Here is an 18831-nt window from a genome sequence, read left to right on the forward strand (position 1 = left end):
CCCCTTTAATCATTTGCCGATTTTCCCAAATAGACTTCAAGCAATGCATTCTGATCTATTCCATCTTTGGCACTGAGCTCTCCTGCAATTCTTCCTGTATTCAGCATATATGAACGGTCACTGACCTTAATAGCCATTCTGGCATTCTGCTCCACCAGAAGAATGGTGACCCCGGTTTCCTTTAGTTTTTTAATAACTTCAAATACCTGCTCCACCACCAGAGGGGCAAGGCCCATAGAAGGCTCATCAAGGAGCAAAAGCTTGGGATCAGACATCATGGCCCGCCCGATTGCCAGCATCTGCTGTTCTCCGCCGGATAAGGTTCCTCCCATCTGGCTTTTCCGTTCATAAAGACGGGGGAAAAACTCAAATACCTGTTCCAGAATTTTCTCATCCAAGGTTTTGTCTGTGGCCCTGGTATAGGAACCCAGAATCAGATTTTCCATTACCGTGGCATCTGCAAAGATCTTCCGGCCTTCCGGCACAATGGATATCCCTTTGGGAATGATCTCATGGGACCTTTTTCCCACCATTTCTTCCCCTTCGTATTTGACAGAGCCGCTGTCAATATGTACCATACCGATAATTGATTTTAAAAGAGTGGATTTTCCTGCGCCATTGGCCCCAAGGAGGGAAACCAGCTCTCCCTTGTCCACATGAAGGCTGATATCCTTAATGGCTTTAATCGCCCCATAGCTGGAGTTTAAACCGGATACTTCCAAAACCGTTTCATTCTGACTCACTATGATTCACTCCTTCCCAGATACGCTTCAATTACCTTTTCATTGTTCCTGATCTCTTCCGGCTGTCCATTGGCAATCCGTGCGCCGTAGTTAAGCACTGTAATATCATCTGAAATGTTCATAATCAGATCCATATCATGTTCCACCAAGAGGACAGAAATGCCAAAATCAGTCCGGATTCCCCGTATGGTGCGGATCAGCTCCGTCTTTTCCGAGGCGTTCATACCGGCTGCCGGCTCATCCAAAAGAAGGAGTTTGGGCCTGGTTGCCAGGGCTCTTCCGATTTCCAGGATTCTCTGGTGTCCGTAAGGAAGGCTGCAGGAAGGTTCGTCTTTTAAATCAGCGATCTTTAAATACTCCAGAAGCTCTTCGCTTTTCCTTCTCACCTCCCGGTCCTCCTCCAGCATCCCTTTGCGGTTATATAAAATATTGAGCATTCCAGCCTTTGTCCGGCAGTGAAAGCCTGTCATTACATTTTCAATTGCGCTCATTTTCTTAAACAGGCGGATGTTCTGATACGTTCTAGCCATTCCCATTTCCACAATCCTGTTTGGCTGAAGTCCGCTGATGGAAACGTCGTTAAACAAAACCTCTCCCTCAGTCAGCTGATACACGCCTGTAATCAAATTAAATACTGTGGTTTTTCCCGCTCCATTGGGGCCGATCAGGGAACAGATCTGGTTTTCTTCTATTTTTAAGTCCACACCGGAAACCGCAGTCAGGCCTCCGAACCGTTTAGTCACATTTTTTAATTCCAAAACTGCCATCCTATTCTCCTGCCTTTCCTCTGCGCTTTTTCTGCAGATAATGGAAGAGTTTTGATGCGTATGGCGTGATTCCTCCGGGATACCGGATAATAACCATCAAAAGTATGACTCCATACACCACCATTCTCCAATCCCCCAAAAAGCGCAGGGCTTCCGGAAGAATATTCATAATCACTGCACCAATGACCGGGCCGATGACCGTTCCCATACCGCCCATGATGGCAGTCCATAAAAACAGGTTGGAATCATTGCCGGTAAAACTGTCAGGGCTTACATAGTGAACCATCATGGCATAGAGAACCCCTGCAACAGCGGAGTAAACCGCTGACAAAACAAAAGCTCTGATCTTGTATTCCGTAATATTAATTCCGGTCAATTCAGCCACCTTATCATCATCGCGGATGGCCTTAAAGGCCCTTCCCGTTCTGGAATCCATAAGCCATTTCTGGTACATGATTCCGATGAAAACAAAAAATACGATAAGGTAATAATATTTAAACAGGGTATCAAAACGGAAGCCAAACACCGAAGGGGCATCAATTCCCACCACTCCTGCGGGGCCGTTTGTCAGGCTGATCCAGTTTACCAGAACCATTCTCACAATCTCACCGAATCCAATAGTCAAAAGAGCCAGATAGCTTCCCCTCACTTTAAGAGCTGGAATGGCAAGCACCACGCCGAAGATGGCTGTCACCAACATGGATACGGGGAGAACCACTAAAAAGGGAAGACCAAGCTTTGTGTTTAAAAGCGCCGTGGTATATGCGCCGATGCCATAAAATGCCGCCTGCCCAAGGGACAACTGCCCGGTGTATCCGGTCAGAATATTAACTCCTGTACCAACAATGGCAAAAATGCCGATCATATTTACAATCTGTATAATATAGTTGTTGGGAAGTAAAAACGGAAGAATCAGTATTGCTGCCCCTATGACTGCAGACAGCCCTATTTTATTTGCCTTTTTCATCTATGTACCCCCTACAATTTCTGCTCAATCCGCTTCCCAAGAAGGCCGTTGGGTTTAAAATACAGGAACAGGAATAAGAGGACAAAGGATATGATGTCCTTATAGGCGGCTGTAGCATAAGTAGCTCCCAAAGCCTCTACAATTCCCAGAATCAAGCCCCCGATCATAGCGCCCAAATATTTCCAAAGCCTCCTAAGATAGCGGCAGAAAATGCCTTTAAGCCTACCAGGGTTCCCATATCCACGCTGACATAGAAGATAGGGGACAGCAGGATGCCTGCAACTGCGGCAAAGGCTGCACTGATGCCAAAGGTCAGAAGGCGGCAGAGGTTTACATTGATTCCCAGCATGGAAGCTCCTTCCGAGTCATTGGCCGCTGCCCTCATCTGTTTTCCTTTTTTTGTTTTGTAAAAGAACAACTGCAGGATCACCACCAAAACCAGCGCAACGCTGATGATCCCGATATTCTGGGGCAGAAGCAGAAGCTGCCCCAGATGGATGGGATCGGTGCTGAAAAGGGCCGGGAATACCTGCGGCTCTGCCCCCCATATAACGATTGCCAGGTTCTTCATAATATAGGAAACGCCAACGGTTGCGATCAAAAGGTTTGTAAAGGAGCTGAACTCCAGCTTTCTGTAAATAAACCGCTCCAGACAGGACCCGATGAAGGCTCCGGCAAAAATCGTCAATATAATGGCTATAGGAATAGGAACTCCCACATTGATCAGAGTCAGGCAGATAAATGCGGAAATCATAATGGTATCACCATGGGCAAAGTTCAGCATTCCCAGTGACTTGTAAATCATTGTGACCCCGATTGCTAAAAGCGCATAGATACTGCCATTGGTAAGGCCATTTAAAATCTGTTGAAATAGCATAACTCCCTCCTTATCAGATCCGCCCTCTGTTAATCCATGGGTATGATCGTATGCTTTCCGTCCTGAATCTGTACCACCATAAGAGTTTTAACCATTTCTCCGTTGGGGGAGAAATTATAGATTCCTGCCACGCCTTCAAAATCCTTGGTAGCCAGCAGGGCATCTCTCACGGCCTGGCCATCTACCGTACCTGCTCTCTTTACCGCATCTGCCCAAAGATATACGGAATCGTATGCCTGAGGCGCATTCTGGTCGTAGCTCTGCTGGTAGATTTCCTTATACTTTTTATCAAAGGCCTGAACCTTTTCGTCCGGATTGGCCTCTGTAAATGCTGTTGTGAATATCAGGCCGTTTACCGCATCTCCGCCTAATTCCACCAGCTTGGGAGAGTTATAGCCCGTACCGATGAGAGGAACTTCAATTCCATTTTGCTTAACCTGCTTGCTGATTAAAGCTGCTTCTGTGTAATAGCCCCAGATGATGATGGCATCGGGATTGGCCTGCTTGATCTTGGTCAGATGAACGGAAAAATCCTTTTCTCCGGAATTATACATTTCACTGGCAGCAACCTCTGCACCGTATTCAGGAGCCATTTCCTGGATCTTACTGAAGGCACCTGTACCAAAGTCAGAAGATTCATATAAAACTGCCACCTTTTTCCCCTTGATTTTATCCCTGAAATACTGAAGCAGAGTCTTTATATGTGTGGTATCTGTAGCTGTTGTCCGGAAAATAAATTCATTTCCCTGTTCTACAATGCTTTGGGCACTGGAACATGGGGTAATCTGAGGAATCTTGTTCGCTGCCGTAATTTCCATATCAGCCAGAGTACAAGAGCTGTTAAGAGCTCCGATTAAAACATCAATGTTATTCTGGTTTACCAGCTTCTGAGTGACTGTTACTGACTTGGCAGGAACTCCCTCATCATCCTCTTTTACAAGCTTAATCATATACTTTCCGTCAACTCCCCCGGCTGCATTGATCTCTTCCACTGCCATTTCCACCGCATTGGCCTGCACCTGTCCGCTGGCAGCCGCATTTCCCGTAAGAGGACCTACAACCCCTAATGTAACTGTTTCCTTTCCATCTGCAGACTTTGTTCCTGTCTGGCATCCGGAAAGCATTCCCAATACTGCTGCGGCTGCAGCAAACCCCATTGCTGATCTCCAATATTTTCCCATAAACAAACTCCTTCTTTTTTATTTTTCATTCTGATGAATGGATGTTCTTAAAGTTCCTGTCCTATAGACCGGCAATCTCAGCCGTTGCCTTTAAGAACGTGTCAATATCTTCCACACTGTGACAGTGAAGAGGGGATACCCTGACAATGCCCTCTAAATCAAAGGGATGAAGGGATCTTACGGAATAGTAATTGGAATCGCTTCTGTCATAGACAATAATATCCCGCTTCACATATTCCGTTACTGCATCCGGACAACTGATGTTATCAAAGGTAAGAGGCATGATAAAATCTCTGTTTTCCAGGGATTCCCTGTCAAACTCCACTTTGGCATGAGGAATATGGCGGATTCCCGGAACTTCCTCAGTCCCCTCCAAAGCCCGGTACAGCAATGCCCTTTCATGCATTTCAATCCGTTCCATTCCCTCTGTATACAGCGCTCTCCTATCAGTGCTGTCGATGAAATGGCTTCCGATCCAGCATACATGATCTACGATTGCACTCACGCCGGCATACATAGCCGGAGCCGGGCCTCCGATTTCCCACGGATCGCCTAAGTTTCCTAAAATTCCGGGGCGGTTCAGAACAGCAAGGCGGTCAGAGACATAGGCTGCTCCAAAACCTCTGCATCCGAAAATCTTATAGGCTGCAAAGTTGATTCCGTCAAGCTGCAGATCCTGAACATCCACAAGTCCATGAGGAATGTGCTGAACCGCATCAGAAATGATATATAAATCCGGCTTAATAGCTCTGGCAGCAGTAACGATTGCCTTCATATCCATAACAGCTCCGGTATGGTTGGAAGCGTAAATGCAGACCAGCAGTGCCGTATCCTTATCCACCAGACGCTCAATCTCCTCTACGTCAATTCCTCCTGTCTTTCTGTTTGGCTTGGCAACCCGCACTTCCATGCCGGCCTTTTTTCCATAGTACATAGCGGAATCATAAGCAGAAGGATGATCTAAGTCTGTTACCACCACGTTGGTTCCCTTTACATTTTCAAGGACGGTGCGGACCATTTCGAACATGACCTTAGAAGAAGATTTTTCAGCTATGATCTGGCCGTATTTGGGGGCATTGAACATGACTCTTAAATCCGCAAAACCATTGAGAGTCAGCTTTCTCAAAGCTTTTGCTCTCGGATGCTTTCTGGAATCACAGTCCGGGAAGGAGTCGGCTTCCTGGTACGCCTTGTTGACTGCCTTTAACCGAAGAGAGCCGCCTGCATTTTCAAAAAACAATCTTTTTCCTGCTTCCGGATCAGAATCCACATGCCAGAATCTGTCCTTAATTTCTTTCTGAAGTTTTTCATCAAATAACAATCCGTGGGGATAATCCTTTATATTCATTTTCAATTCCTCCTTAATCAAAGACAACTTTTCCCTGGTCAAAAATCACTTTTCCATCCACTTCAATGGTGGGGTCTTTAAACATCATATCAATGTGAAGCAAAAAGTCCTGATTGTCTGTTTCGTTATTGCCCAAAGCCACGTGGACATATCCCATACAGCCCTCATCCTCCAGCATTCTGCCGCAAAGGCTGGCATCCGGGTTAAGCCCAACTCCGATTTCACCGATGCGGTAGATGCGGGGATCTCCTACTTCTTTCAGGACCTTCTCAAACCGTTTTGCTTCCTCCCCGCCTTCAATCTTTGTTACAAAGCTGTTCTCTATGTACAAGGTAATTGGTTCCTTTAAAAGTCCCATAGCCGGATGGGTGATGCTTCCGTCAATGACCACCTTTCCAAAAGCGGTTCCCGGAATTGCACCTGTGGCGCACTCGATATCAGGGGGAGAAGAGGTCTGTCCCCTTTGGTGGCTCATGCCGTATTGAGGAAATATTTTATGGCCCTTAATGCTGCAGGTGTAATCCGTTCCCAGATCGGAAGTGATGCGGCATACGTCCCCATCCTTAAACCCCTTTGCCATCTGATCCACATACTTTCTGTTGGCTTCAAAATCCGTATACAATCCGCCTCTCTCCAGCATATCCAAATCATAATCGCAGCAGTTTAAATCTCTTGCCCCTGCCTCGCAGGCCTTGCGCCTTGCAGTGCTGTGGGAAAGGGAAAATGTGGTTGCCCGAAAGATTACATCTGCTTTCAACATTGCCGCTGCAACCAGATCCGTAGGCTCCTCTCCATGCATCTGCCTTGGATTCATCAGAACCAGGGTCCGGTTGGGAAACCGCTCTGCCGCATCCCACAAAGCCATTCCAATATCCATGCTGTCCTCATCGGTTACAATCAAGATGTTTTCATCCTCTTTGCAGTGGGAGCATACAGTCAGCAGTCTCTCACAAGCTTCATAAATTTTTTTCTTCCTCATTTTGATTCCTCTCTCTTTTTTCTTTTTTTATTTATAATATCCAGTCCTTTCAGAATGGATATTTATAGCAGTAAACATTGTTACATAAACAGATATTTTTATATTATTTATGATAATATTTATTCGAATAAATATTGGGTAAAATGAAAAGGAACTCAGGTTTCCTTTCATTTTTTAATCACGCTTTTTCCTTTATCAGGCGCTTTCCCTGATAATCAGCTTCACCCCTACAAACTCTTCCTCAACAGCCTTTCCCTCAATCATAGCCAGCATTTTTTCCACATAAGATTCTGCCAGCCTGTCCTTGGAAACATCAACCGTTGTAAGGGCAGGAGCCATAAGCGGAGCAATCTGTGTGTTGTCACATCCGATTATGGATAAATCATCAGGCACTCTTATATTGAGCTTTTTCAAATACTGCATGATCTGGGCCGCCAGATAATCATTTCCGATTACCAGGGCAGTAGGCTTTTTATCCTTGCCGGAGGAGACTACCATGCGAAATACCTCTTCATAAATATCCTCCAGGGTCTGGGTCCTTGTGCACACCAGCTCCGGATGAACTGGAATTCCGTTTCCCTCTAAAGCCTCCACATACGCTTTTACCCTGAAGTCATTTCCGGTGATTCCTTTTGTCATATACTTTACCGGAGGAATCAGGCCAATCCTTTTATGGCCCTTTAAGATCAGGTAATCCATGGACTTCTTAACAGCATCATAGTAATCCGGAACAACAGTGACAATTCTGGGATTGAGGTCCTCATATTTTTTTGTTTTATAAAGTATAATAGGAATTCCGCTTTCTGCAATTCCATTAAGCTGCTGGGCCTCAAATACATTGGTTGCCATGAAGATTCCTTCCGGCTGCCTGCTGACAAGCATATTTAAGAACTCTTCTGTATTCCTGCTGTAATTTAATGATACATAATATCCGTGTTCAAACAACCGGCTTTCTACAGCTTCAAATAACTCCGCCTGTATATTGTCGCATACAAAGATGAATTGAGAAGAACGGCTGGTTCTTAAGCCTCTGGCTAACTGGTTGGGTATGTAATTTAGTTCCTTAACCGCTTTTAATACCTGCTCCCTCTTTTCCTTGCTGACATAGTTGGAATTATTCAGCACATAAGACACAATCGTAGGGGATACATTGGCAAGCCTGGCAACATCTTCTCTGGTAACCGTCTTATTACTCAATTTACTTATTTTCTCCTTTTTATAAACTCGTATAAATATTTTTATTCTTTATGATTAATATATAGCACTTTAAAATACTCATGTCAATATATTTTTATATTTTATCAACACTTTTTATATTTTTATTCTCTGATTACTTTTATTTCTAAACACTTTACACAATATCCTTAGGACAGCACATTATTTATACGTGTCAACATATGACTATATAAGGTCTGATTTTTTCCAATGCACCGCCTGAAATGAAAGTCACATACTGGTTTCCTGCTGATACCGCCATTTAAAAAGCTGCCCGATACGACTAATAAAGCCATATCGGGCAGCTCCTGCCGGCCAAGGTAAACTATATATACTCAAAGCAAACGGTTTCTCATTAAAATCAAACCCTTTCTCCCATATTTCCCCGCACATCCCACAATATCCATGCATACCAGCGCTCCGACCTCTGGTCCACCATTCCGCTTTCATCTGCCTGTGACTTCAGGTAAGAAAAAACACGTTCCGCATTGCCTTCCAGCTCCCCTTTGTCTTTTGTGAATATGCCGGCGTAATATCTCGCCAGGTCAATATTGACCTCACCCTTATCATCAATCTCCTGTTTGTGGTAATGAGACTCAGGGTTATACCCCTTCAGAAACAGAAGGTTAAACAGGGAATAGTGCCAATGCCAATCCCAACGCTGATTAGGCCGGTGTTCCACGCCAAAAACATTCTGGGCAATCAAATTCTCAAGCTCATCATTCCAATACAGGAAATTACTGTGAAAACAATATCCACTGCTCATCCTCATGGATTTTTCCAGACCTTCCATGGAATTGATTGCAGGTGTAATGGAGGAAAATACAAGATCAAAAGCGCCTTCCCAGCCCATTGCCTTGATGTCCGCTTTGCTAAAATCGCAAGGGGTAAAGGTAACGTTATCTATACCCTGTTCCTCTGCATAATCCGCAGCCAGCTCCAGCATCTTTTCTGAAATATCAATTCCGGTGGCATGATCTGCATACCTGGCAAATTCAGCCACATAACGGCCCGGACCACATCCGATATCAATTGCCCGGGTATCCCTGTTCAGCAATCCCCTTCCGTTCAAATACTCCACCGCCGCACGAACCCTATCATCTACAGTTCGCCGGAACGGACAGTCCACACTGAGTTCCCGTCCCCAGCTTTCCGCCCGTTCATCCCACATCTGAGGCGTATGAACGGTTTTTCCACCGCCGGGACGGCCCTTTTCGAACATATCCACAAAATATGCCAGATCGTTCCCCTTATTCAACTCCATCAATAATTCCTCCCTCCTCCTTCATCTTATCAGAAACCGAACTCTTTCAAAAAACCATTTGAAAATATTATATCTTACGGAAAGATGGAAAACAAGCCTTTAGCCTTGTTTCCAAAAGGGACTCTTTAAGGCCGCGAAATATGGCGGCAAAATCTGGACAGTCAAGGAACGGAGAACGATTATTGCTTTCGATTTACACATATGTTATAGTGTTGTGGTAAGAAAAGTCAAATCATCCATCCGTCAAAATTAATACATACTGCAAAATGTGAGGTGAAGAAATCATGACAGATAAAAAAATCATAATACAATTTACAATTCTGACATTTTCCATAGCCTATCTTGTATCAGGTACTTTAATTGCTCTTGGTCAATTCGGATATTCGGTTCATAATTGGGTTCATTCATTACGGCAATTGGGAATGAATATTCCTTTTGCAATCTATATTTTGTCGCCTGCGATTGCTTCCTATATGGTTCTGAAGAAAAATAACAAAATAACAGATTTTAAGGAATGGCTGAAAACTGTTTTTTACGCCAAAAATAATATATCTATCTATTTATACGTTGCTTCAGGGCTCGCACTGTATTTTTTGATACATCTTGCAGTTTCAGGCCCCGCGGAAATGGTGCTTCCCTTTTATACGTTCTTCCTTTCCCTGCCTGGTAATCTTATTATCGGCGGCTTGGAGGAAGCTGGCTGGATGTACATATTGCAGCCTGAGCTTGACAAAAAATATGGCTTTGTTTTATCTTCTGTTTTTGTTGGACTCATTTGGATATTTTGGCATATCCCACTGTTCTTCATTCCGGGGACGAATCACGGAGAAGGACTCATTAACTTCTGGATGTTTGCAGTTCAACTCATTGCGTTTCGTTTTTTCAACGGGGCCATCTATAAAATATCAGGAAAAGGCCGTGTGTTTATGTGCGTATTATTCCACACCATGTTCAATGCAGCATCCCCCCTCTTTGGCACCATGACTATGACTTGGGCCGGAACCATTGCCGCAAATGCGATGATTGTGGTTGTTTCAATTGTAACCGCTGTCATATACGGCAAAAAGAACAGGGGGATCATATAAGTATTTCATACACAAAACAAAGCGGCGGTATGGATTCATTTTTTCACTGCAACAACATGGTAGTACTTATCTTTCACGTCCAGTTCCAGCTCATACTCTTCTCCCCGCCGCTCAAACAGGACAAACACCTTTTTCCCCTCACTGTAAACCTCGTCGGCATCCAGCTTCTTCTTTAATTCTTTCTCCAATTCATGGGTATCTACGTATACGTCTCCGATTACACCTTCCAATTTTTCTCGCTCTGTCATAGCATATTCCTCCTGTCATTATTTTTCCGACAACTTGTTTTTCCTGCATAACCCTAACCTTTGTTGCAAATAGAACAGCTTGCGCAGTCTGCCGGCGTGCAGTGCATACCGGGTCTTACAAAGGGCGCTGCTGTGAAACCGCATTCTGACAGGCTGAATGGACGATCATCAATGATTACTGTGTTTTTCTCATAATCAAACTCCAAACGCAGCCCTGACACAGTGAAGGTGTCATCGTATAATGGATGGGTTTTTACCTTTGGCATAAATGTCTCCATAACCCCTTCCTCCGTCTGTACATGAATCAGATTGTCACAGGTAATAAGGCCTCCTATTTTTCCATCTTCTGTAAATATCAGGGAATTGCTGTCCGCATTCAGTCCATTCTGGTCGGGATCATAAGCGGCCAGTTGCCCCAGGGGCGTTTCCACCAGCACAGCTTCTGCAGGCTCTACAGAACGCAGTGCCCCCGATTCATATAAGGAAAGTCCCACACCGGTCGCCACCTCCCCAAGAGGCGTTGCAACGGTGATACGTTCGCCTGGAAACAGGGTGATACTGCGGATTCCTCCCTCCCGGTAAAAGCAGATGCCGTTTAACATCGCCTGAAAAGAAGTAAAGCCCAGATGAAAGCTTAAGGGAATATTCAGTTCCCGTTCATCTGTCTCTGACCAGAATCCGCTGATCTGTCCGTCCAGGATAAACAGCCGGTAAAGCTCTCCCGTAGAATAAAACTTAACCCGCTCAGCAGGCAGTTCCCCGATTGGTGTCTTCACCTCCTGCATCTTTTCCAGCACTACTCCGGTCACCAAGCCATGACGGTCAAATTCTACCGATGCCTTGTTTTTACGGCGGCTGTTTTCCGTATAAGCAGGAATCAGTTCTCCGATCTCCGTCATGATCACATTGCGTTCCGACAGTCTCAGACTTTCCACTTCTCCGCCTGTGTATGTACTGATTGCATCCACACCTGCAAAAACACCATAGGACGTCTGTAAATATCCATTCTCAAGCCACATATAATTTTGCATCTTTTCCACCTCCGCGTCAGCATTGTTTTTTAGTCAGCACCACATGTACGGCTCCATCCCCGGACTGGGATTTCAGTTCAAAACGTTCCTCCCGTTCCAGCCAAGGCGGGATATGGGCACAATCGATACGAAGTTCCAGAAAGGGCACCGTATCCAGAAATTCCCGCAGCGCTTTTTTGGATGATATCTCAGGGCATTCCTTCTGAAGCATGATCAAATCCAGGACGTATATTCCAGGTTCTTCTGTCTCTGCCGGTCTGGCATTTTTTATGATCTCCTCCCGGATTCGTTTCTTTTCATCACTGGCTTCAATATCCTCCAGAATTCCATCCAGGATCCGGTCATTTACTGCATCAACGGAAAAGATGCAGTAACCGGCCCGGTCAAATTCAGCAAAAGGTATCCCGGTGATTTCCCCGCAGCAAATTGCATCCGCTCCTCCCGCAAGAGGCAGAATCGCTTTCATTCCCAGCCTTGTCTCTCTGATGGTTCCCGCCGGTATCGGAGAAAACCATGCCCTATCCGCAAGGCTCCAGCTATCTTTTCCTTTTTCATAGATATACCCCATGTTACACTCCATGAAAGGAGCCAGATTTCCGTCTTTTAAAAATACCGCAATCTTCGCCATAGAATCACCTCTCTACTTCCACTACATTTCCATTAATCAGCTTTGCCAGAAATTCCTCCAGCTCCAGCCATGCCTCCTCCTCATCGATCTCATTTTTCTCCTCCAGAAGATTAACCAAATCAGAAAGGGCCGCTCCCCGCTCTAAATTATTCCAAAGAAAAATACAGGTTTCATTGACTGAAGGCAGACCGTCAAGAGAACCGCTCTGACTGTCCTTTTCATCAAAAATACAGAATTCTCCCCCCAGCTCTTTTAATATATAGCCAGGTTTTAATTTTACATTTTTAATATCCATGACTGCCCCTGAGCCTTTCTATATCCACACCGCTTTGCATCAGTTCCCGGTCCTCCCTGTCATAGCCGGTGCTCACCATGACCGCTCCCGTGGTCAGCCACATAGCTGTCAGACTGGTGATTTTCCGCAGAAGAAGAACGAAAAGCCCGGCGCTCACCTCTTTGCCGGACAGACTTTTTCTGATTCCGGCAAGAACGATTTTTTCAGCCGCTGTCTCAGCAGAAATCCCATCTGCAAAGCCTGACCGCAGCATCCCGTATTTCTTCACTGACTGGGCATAAGCAGCTGCATATTCCAGCCGCAGTTTCTCTTCTTTCACTTTCACAGTTGTCTCACCCCCTGCATAAATCACCGGTACACGGCCTGACAGCCAGGCAATCCGCTCTCTTAAGGCCTGCTGGTCATAAAAATTTGTTTTCGGGTCCTCAATCAGCTCACGTATTCCGGCAATACGCCGGACAGATGCCTCACTGGTTCTGCCCTCCACCACGGAATATGCTGCTGACGCCTCTATGGTATCTGCTATTCCCAGCATTTCCGGTGAAAGTTCTTTCCATGATAAGAGGTCGTATTCTCCATACACCCTGGTTCCCGTAAGGACTGCCAGATCTGCCAGCATATCCTCCTTCCGCTTTCCGATGCCAGGTGCCTTTACGGCCCAGACAGCGATTCGCCGGTTTTCAATATTGGTCTTTAACAAGGTCAGGGCCTCCCCTTCAATCTCATCTGCCACCAAAAACAGAGGCCGGTTTCCCAGCTTCTCAAGCAGAGGAAGCAAATCGGAAAAAGAGGACAGCTTACGGCTGGTAACCAGCACCTCTACCCCCTTTAATGTAGCCGCTCTTCCTGCAAGAAGCTGCCCGCTGACTGTCATTCCCTTTATGACTTCCATTCTGGTCTTCACCTGCATGGAATCCTTAATAATTACCTGTCCAGACTCCATTGCCTGAAGAACCATCTCAGTCAGCTCCTCATCTCCCGTAATTTCAATCAACTGCCTGCCCAGATGGGTGCATTGATGAACCGCTGCCTTTTCTGCCGCATCCGCCAGCCAATCCGCTGCCTTCCGGATTTCCCGGGACAGATATACGGGATTGATGCCGGAAGCCGCCGCCTGCTCACAGGCTGCCACCTGGGTAAGAAGCATGGAAGCCGCCTCTTTCGTGCCGCATCCGGTTCTGGCATTGATTTCTGCTATGGTTCCCGCTGCCAGCCGGATGCCCTGGTTCACATACAGATCTTCGCCTTCCATATGCCTGGCTGTCGCTGTCGCTGACATGGTATAAGAGCCATTCACCAGGATGGCGCCGTCACAATCCAGAACTCTGCAGAGGTTCCGGATTCCCTCCGCCAGCTTCTTTCTTCCGGTTTCCTCATATACTATCTGCCGTATCATGATTCTTCCCTCCTGCCATCATCTCTTTTAACAAGATCTCCGCCCGTCTGACATCTGCTTTTTTTACATCCAGTTCAAACTTTCTGCCTGCCGCATGTACAAACTCATACAGATCACAGTTACCGGCCCGCTCTCCTATTCCAAACAGGGTTGCATCCACCATATCCGCACCTGCCGCTGCCATGACAATGGAATTGGCTACTGCCATTCCAAAATCATTGTGCTCATGCACCTCTATTTTAAGGGAAGCTGCTTCCTTCAGTTCCCGTACCATCTGTCTCGCCCTATGAGGGGCCAGGATGCCAACTGTGTCCGCCAGCCGGACAGCATCCACACCCTGCCTTTCCATCAGCCGGAGCAGATGATTCATAAATGCCACATCAGCTCTGGTAGCATCCTCCAGCCCTACTGTTACGCCCACGCCATAATCCTTTGCCACCTGTATACAATCCTGGAGCGTCTTTTCCACCCATTTTTTATTTTTTTTCAGTTTGTGGTAAATCTGGACATAAGACACCGGAGTTCCAATATGAATCAGATCCGGCTTCTGCCTGGCAGCCTGTTCCACACATTCAGGATTTAACAAAGACCATACGGAAATCAGCGCTTTCTTTCGGTTCTCCATAATTCTCCGGATATAATCACGTCCCTCCAGCCCCGCATCGTAAAATCCGGCTTCTATTTCATAGACTCCAGCCTGGTCAAGAAGCCCTGCCAAACGGATTTTATCCTCAATGGAAAAAGTGATTCCCGGACGCTGCTCCCCGTCCCGGAGGGTGGTATCCACGATGCTGACCGCTTTACGCATTGTTCCTGCACCTCCCTGCAATCTCCAGAAATTCCTGGTCGGTTACATCTTTCCCCTTTTTTATACTGAGGCGTTTTACCTGGCCAAGAATTCTTGCCTTGTCATATTCTGCCTCATCCAGGCCCAGCGCATTCAGCTTATACCGGACAGAGGCTTTGCCGGAATGTTTTCCCAGAATGATTTCCCGGCAGGCTCCCACCATTTCCGGAGGATAGGACTCATAATTGGAAGGCTTTTTTAAAACTCCGTCCACATGAATACCGGACTCTACGTAAAAAATCCGTTCCCCTATGACCGGTGCATGGTCATCAACGGCAATGCCGGTCATCTCCTCAAACAGCTGCCGAAGTTTCTTAAGCCCCGTAAGGTCCTGGTTCGGTTTATGGCGCTGCATCACCCGCATGGCAGCGATTACCTGTTCTGTAGCGGCTTTGCTGCCGATCCCTGTAAAGGTGGTCATCACCGTCCCGCCGTTAAAACGCTGCAAATAACTGACCGCAATGGCCGTGGCACAGTAATACGCATTTTCCGGATACAGAATCGGAGCAATCTTTACCAACTCCTCCATGGCTCTGTCATAAATCCGCTCGCTTTCGTAGGTCAGTAAATCATCCAGGCCAGTCAGCCGGAACCGTTTCGTCGGGTCCTCTGTGGGAATCCCCTTCAATTCTGCCAGTTCATTAATCTGGTGATTTTGGATACATCTTCCTATGCCGCTGCAGTATGTGGAAATGATATATTGAATGCCCGGGTACTCCTTACATTCTGCAGGCATTCCCGGCAATTCTAAATAACCGGTCATCCGTTCCGGCATCTTTCCTCCCAGCAGTCTATATATTTCAGGAGAAACCGCTGCCCCGTCAATTCCGATTTCCAGCAGCAGCTCCAGGAAACGCTGCGCCTGAGCAGCCGTGACCATGTAATCATCCAACATTGTCAGCGTCGCATCGATAATCCTAACCATACGGCTTCCCTCCTTTCGGGAATTCAGATCATTAAATCCTTCACCGGATTCCCACCTTCAAAATGCTCGTCAAAAATACGTTCCACATCATCAGTGGTTACACTTCCATACCAGACTCCCTCCGGATAAACCACAACCACCGGCCCTTTGTCACAGATTCCAAAGCAGCCGGTATTGTTAAGAACCACATCGCCGGAAAGCTCTCTGTCTTCAATCTCCTGCATAAAAGACTGCACCAGATCAACGCTTCCTTTCTGAAAACAGAATCCTTTCTGAGTCCCGTTGATTCTGCAGCTGGTGCAGATAAACACATGATATTTGGGCTGTACCATCTCCTGCTCCTCCTTTTTTATATATTGGATGCCGCTTTTCTTACCGCATCCTCAATCACATCATAAGTATTGACCGCTATGATTCCTTTCTTTTTCAGTTTCCGTTTCGGTTCTTCTCCGATCCGCATGGCAATAACTCCATTGCAGCCATCCAGGGCTGTTATAATCTTCTGAATCTTATCCTCTTTCTCACCGCACTCTTCCACACCTTTGCAATACTGGTCCACACTGCGTCTGCCAATGAAACGAACCTCGCCATCCACATAATCGTAGATATAGAATTCCTTTGCATGACCAAAATGTGTATCCACAATCATGCCGTTTTTAGATGCCACTGCGAAACGGACCGGGGTCTCTGCCGGCTTTTGTATTTCTTCTGGATTCCGGACAGCCTCCTGTACCGGATTCACTGTACCTCGTAAATCAATGGACTGGTCATGATCCAGGGTCCCTACGGCATCCGCCCTGCAATGCTGGCAGTGATACATCTGAGGCATAATCTCTTCGCATTCCTTGCGGATCTCCTGAATCCGTTTTAATGAAATCGGCTCCAGCTTCTCAAATGCACTTCCTTCTACGGGAATCAGCTGCATGATATTGGTAATATAACACCCCATATCTTTCACCGTCTGTACAACTTCCGGGATGTGTGCTTCATTGATGCCCCGGACTGTTACGATATTGATCTTGACAATGATATGGTTTTCCACCAGCATACGGATTCCTGCCAACTGATTGGATACCATAATGGCTCCGGCCCCATCCCCTTCATAACTCTGTCCCATGAACCGGATGTATTTGTATATCTGACCGCTGATATGAGGATCTACCGCATTCAGTGTCACGGTCACATGAGATACTCCCAACTGCGCCAGTTCTTTGGCATGCACGGGGAGCATCAGCCCGTTTGTAGAAAGGCAGAAAGTCACATCAGGATCATATTCCCGTATCAAACGGAAGGTTTCACTGACTTCATTCCAGTTAGCCAGTGCATCACCGGGCCCTGCAATCCCTACCACAGTCAGGTTTGACATCTTTTCCTTTACCAGACGGTACCGTTCAAGTGCCTCTATGGGAGTCAGAATTTGGGAAGTAACTCCCGGACGGCTTTCATTTGGACAGTCAAATTTTCTCACGCAATAATTACACTGTACATTACAGGCCGGTGCTACCGGAAGATGAATTCTGGCATGTTTATGGGCGCCGCAGTTGTAGCACGGGTGTTCCATTGTTTTTTTATGTATGATATCCTGCTGGGATTCTGTTCCGGCAGGAGATACCGTACTTTTCTTATCAATGAAAGAACCTTTGTAATAAGTATCATAAAGTTGTTCACGGAATGTGGTCTCCGTGGTATCAATCAGCGCATTGGTGATTTCATCCAGATATTCCATGCTGCCCTCATATCCCAGCATCTTAAGGCGCTGTCCGCCTATATGGTCATGGATGGGAAAACCGCGGCGGATGAGCGGCAGCCCGCCCTTTTCGGCAACTCTCCTGCCATCGGAATTTCCTGCCATTATATTAGCATGGAAGGTTTCAGCCATCTGTTCGATATCTTTAAAGTCTGCCCGGTCCACAACGGTATAATTATCTACAAAATACATATCAGCCAGTTTCTTCAGTTCCGGCAAAAGCAGATCCTTCATCTCAGGACATGAGGAGCCGACAGCACATACAACCGGCATAACGCCGTTTTCACACATCATTCGGACCGTGGAAAGCACCATATCCGGTTCCCCGAATACTACCGCACGCCCGGCAGAATTATATTTGTGGGAATCAATCATGGCATCTAAGTACCTTCCCCTCTCCGCCCTGATGTCCTCCGGAACCGGTGTGCCTGCAAGCTCTGATAAAATGTTTAAAAATGCATCCGTATCACGCAATCCCACGGGCAGATTCATCTTTTTACATGGCACGCCATATTCTTCCATAAGCAAATCGCCTACGGAATGTTTATGAGGCAGACCGGTCAGCTCCAGGGTCATCCTGGCTCCGCCCATTTTCCGGATTTCTTCGATGCCGGTGCCCCCCTGGGGAAGCCGGTGATACTCTTTTGCATGGCTCCCATCCAGATTGTCTGAGATATCCGGCAGGATAACCGGATTCAACCCGAACAGCCCGAACACCTGCTTTAAGTATCTGGTGTCCGCCGGGCTCAACTGAGCTGTCACCACATTAATTCTGTCATTCTTCTCTGCCTCCATCTCCACCGATGAAACAATGGAATACAGGGCTTCAAAATAACCTTCATACTGGCTTCCGCCATATCCCGGCGATGGACATGAGATAATATGAATGTTTCGGTATTCCGGATTTTCTTCATAAAACCCGTCGATGATTCCCGGCACATCCTCTCCGATTGTCTCTGCCAGACAGGTGGTCATCACACCGATGACCTCCGGATGATACAGCTCAATCAGATTTTTCAGACCTTTTTTCAGATTTGCGCTTCCTCCATAAACCGTTCCCTGCTCTGTCAGGGAAGAAGAAGCAATATCCACCGGCTCATTATAATGGGTTGCCATATGGCGTCTTATGTATGTTGCACACCCCTGTGAGCCATGGAGAATTGTCATGCATTTTTTTATTCCGTAAAATGCAGTTGCACTTCCCATGGGCATACACATCTTACATGGGTTAATATTCAAGTTTACAAGTGGTTTTACTTCACTTTTCATGGCTGTTCCACCTTTCCGC

20 protein-coding genes are annotated in these 18831 nt (G+C 46.4%); 1 reads left to right on the forward strand and 19 read right to left on the reverse strand.

Annotation, left to right across the window (positions count from 1 at the left end):
* Positions 1-5: 5 nt before the first annotated feature.
* The 10 genes from V7M78_RS05610 to V7M78_RS05655 form a co-directional block, all read right to left on the reverse strand.
* The gene (locus V7M78_RS05610) at positions 6-743 is read right to left on the reverse strand and encodes an ABC transporter ATP-binding protein (protein ID WP_333647285.1); all 738 of its coding nucleotides are present in this window, start codon (positions 741-743) and stop codon (positions 6-8) included.
* The gene (locus V7M78_RS05615; protein ID WP_333647288.1) at positions 743-1510 is read right to left on the reverse strand and encodes an ABC transporter ATP-binding protein; all 768 of its coding nucleotides are present in this window, start codon (positions 1508-1510) and stop codon (positions 743-745) included. The genes V7M78_RS05610 and V7M78_RS05615 overlap by 1 nt, the downstream gene beginning before the upstream one ends.
* 1 nt (position 1511) lies before the next feature.
* Complete coding sequence (locus tag V7M78_RS05620) at positions 1512-2477, reverse strand: branched-chain amino acid ABC transporter permease (protein WP_333647290.1); 966 nt, start codon at positions 2475-2477, stop codon at positions 1512-1514.
* An 11-nt stretch (positions 2478-2488) separates the two neighbouring features.
* Entirely contained in the window at positions 2489-2653 is a 165-nt protein-coding gene (locus V7M78_RS05625) for a hypothetical protein (RefSeq protein ID WP_333647292.1), read from the reverse strand.
* Complete coding sequence (locus tag V7M78_RS05630) at positions 2641-3354, reverse strand: branched-chain amino acid ABC transporter permease (RefSeq protein WP_333647294.1); 714 nt, start codon at positions 3352-3354, stop codon at positions 2641-2643. Before V7M78_RS05630 ends, V7M78_RS05625 begins: the two co-directional genes overlap by 13 nt.
* A 29-nt stretch (positions 3355-3383) precedes the next feature.
* Complete coding sequence (locus V7M78_RS05635) at positions 3384-4535, reverse strand: ABC transporter substrate-binding protein (protein WP_333647296.1); 1152 nt, start codon at positions 4533-4535, stop codon at positions 3384-3386.
* A gap of 61 nt (positions 4536-4596) precedes the next feature.
* A complete protein-coding gene (locus V7M78_RS05640) occupies positions 4597-5883 on the reverse strand; it encodes an aminotransferase class V-fold PLP-dependent enzyme (protein ID WP_333647298.1) in 1287 nt (428 codons plus the stop codon).
* A gap of 13 nt (positions 5884-5896) precedes the next feature.
* Positions 5897-6862 (reverse strand): aminopeptidase, encoded by a 966-nt coding sequence (locus tag V7M78_RS05645; protein ID WP_333647300.1) that lies wholly within the window; start codon positions 6860-6862, stop codon positions 5897-5899.
* A 195-nt stretch (positions 6863-7057) separates the two neighbouring features.
* On the reverse strand, positions 7058-8059 hold the full coding sequence (locus tag V7M78_RS05650; protein ID WP_333647302.1) for a LacI family DNA-binding transcriptional regulator: 1002 nt from the start codon (positions 8057-8059) through the stop codon (positions 7058-7060).
* Positions 8060-8438: 379 nt separating this feature from the next.
* Positions 8439-9341: a class I SAM-dependent methyltransferase gene (locus V7M78_RS05655; protein ID WP_333647304.1), complete on the reverse strand. Its 903-nt coding sequence runs from the start codon at positions 9339-9341 to the stop codon at positions 8439-8441.
* A 284-nt stretch (positions 9342-9625) separates the two neighbouring features.
* On the opposite strand from V7M78_RS05655, the gene V7M78_RS05660 reads away from it, so the two are divergent.
* Positions 9626-10426 carry a CPBP family intramembrane glutamic endopeptidase gene (locus V7M78_RS05660; RefSeq protein ID WP_333647306.1) on the forward strand — a complete coding sequence of 267 codons (801 nt, stop codon included), beginning with the start codon at positions 9626-9628 and terminating at the stop codon, positions 10424-10426.
* 35 nt (positions 10427-10461) lie between these two features.
* Here the strand turns inward: V7M78_RS05660 and V7M78_RS05665 are convergent, their stop codons facing one another.
* From V7M78_RS05665 to nifB, 9 genes are read right to left on the reverse strand one after another with little or no spacing between them, the layout of a single operon-like run.
* Entirely contained in the window at positions 10462-10674 is a 213-nt protein-coding gene (locus V7M78_RS05665; RefSeq protein ID WP_333647308.1) for a hypothetical protein, read from the reverse strand.
* Between the two features lie 53 nt (positions 10675-10727).
* Entirely contained in the window at positions 10728-11705 is a 978-nt protein-coding gene (locus V7M78_RS05670; protein WP_333647310.1) for a hypothetical protein, read from the reverse strand.
* 16 nt (positions 11706-11721) lie between these two features.
* Positions 11722-12333 (reverse strand): Fe-only nitrogenase accessory AnfO family protein, encoded by a 612-nt coding sequence (locus tag V7M78_RS05675; RefSeq protein WP_333647312.1) that lies wholly within the window; start codon positions 12331-12333, stop codon positions 11722-11724.
* 4 nt (positions 12334-12337) lie between these two features.
* Entirely contained in the window at positions 12338-12628 is a 291-nt protein-coding gene (locus tag V7M78_RS05680; RefSeq protein WP_333647314.1) for a PqqD family peptide modification chaperone, read from the reverse strand.
* Positions 12618-14024: a hypothetical protein gene (locus tag V7M78_RS05685; RefSeq protein ID WP_333647316.1), complete on the reverse strand. Its 1407-nt coding sequence runs from the start codon at positions 14022-14024 to the stop codon at positions 12618-12620. The genes V7M78_RS05680 and V7M78_RS05685 overlap by 11 nt, the downstream gene beginning before the upstream one ends.
* Positions 14002-14832, reverse strand: coding sequence for a homocitrate synthase (locus tag V7M78_RS05690; protein WP_333647318.1), 831 nt, complete (start codon positions 14830-14832; stop codon positions 14002-14004). Before V7M78_RS05690 ends, V7M78_RS05685 begins: the two co-directional genes overlap by 23 nt.
* Positions 14825-15796: a homocitrate synthase/isopropylmalate synthase family protein gene (locus V7M78_RS05695; protein WP_333647320.1), complete on the reverse strand. Its 972-nt coding sequence runs from the start codon at positions 15794-15796 to the stop codon at positions 14825-14827. Before V7M78_RS05695 ends, V7M78_RS05690 begins: the two co-directional genes overlap by 8 nt.
* A gap of 23 nt (positions 15797-15819) precedes the next feature.
* A complete protein-coding gene (locus V7M78_RS05700; RefSeq protein ID WP_333647322.1) occupies positions 15820-16128 on the reverse strand; it encodes a 2Fe-2S ferredoxin in 309 nt (102 codons plus the stop codon).
* Positions 16129-16145: 17 nt separating this feature from the next.
* Positions 16146-18812 carry a nitrogenase cofactor biosynthesis protein NifB gene (nifB, locus tag V7M78_RS05705; RefSeq protein ID WP_333647324.1) on the reverse strand — a complete coding sequence of 889 codons (2667 nt, stop codon included), beginning with the start codon at positions 18810-18812 and terminating at the stop codon, positions 16146-16148.
* Positions 18813-18831 lie beyond the last annotated feature (19 nt).

The organism is Lacrimispora sp., assembly GCF_036758025.1.
Taxonomy (GTDB): Bacteria; Bacillota; Clostridia; order Lachnospirales; family Lachnospiraceae; genus Lacrimispora.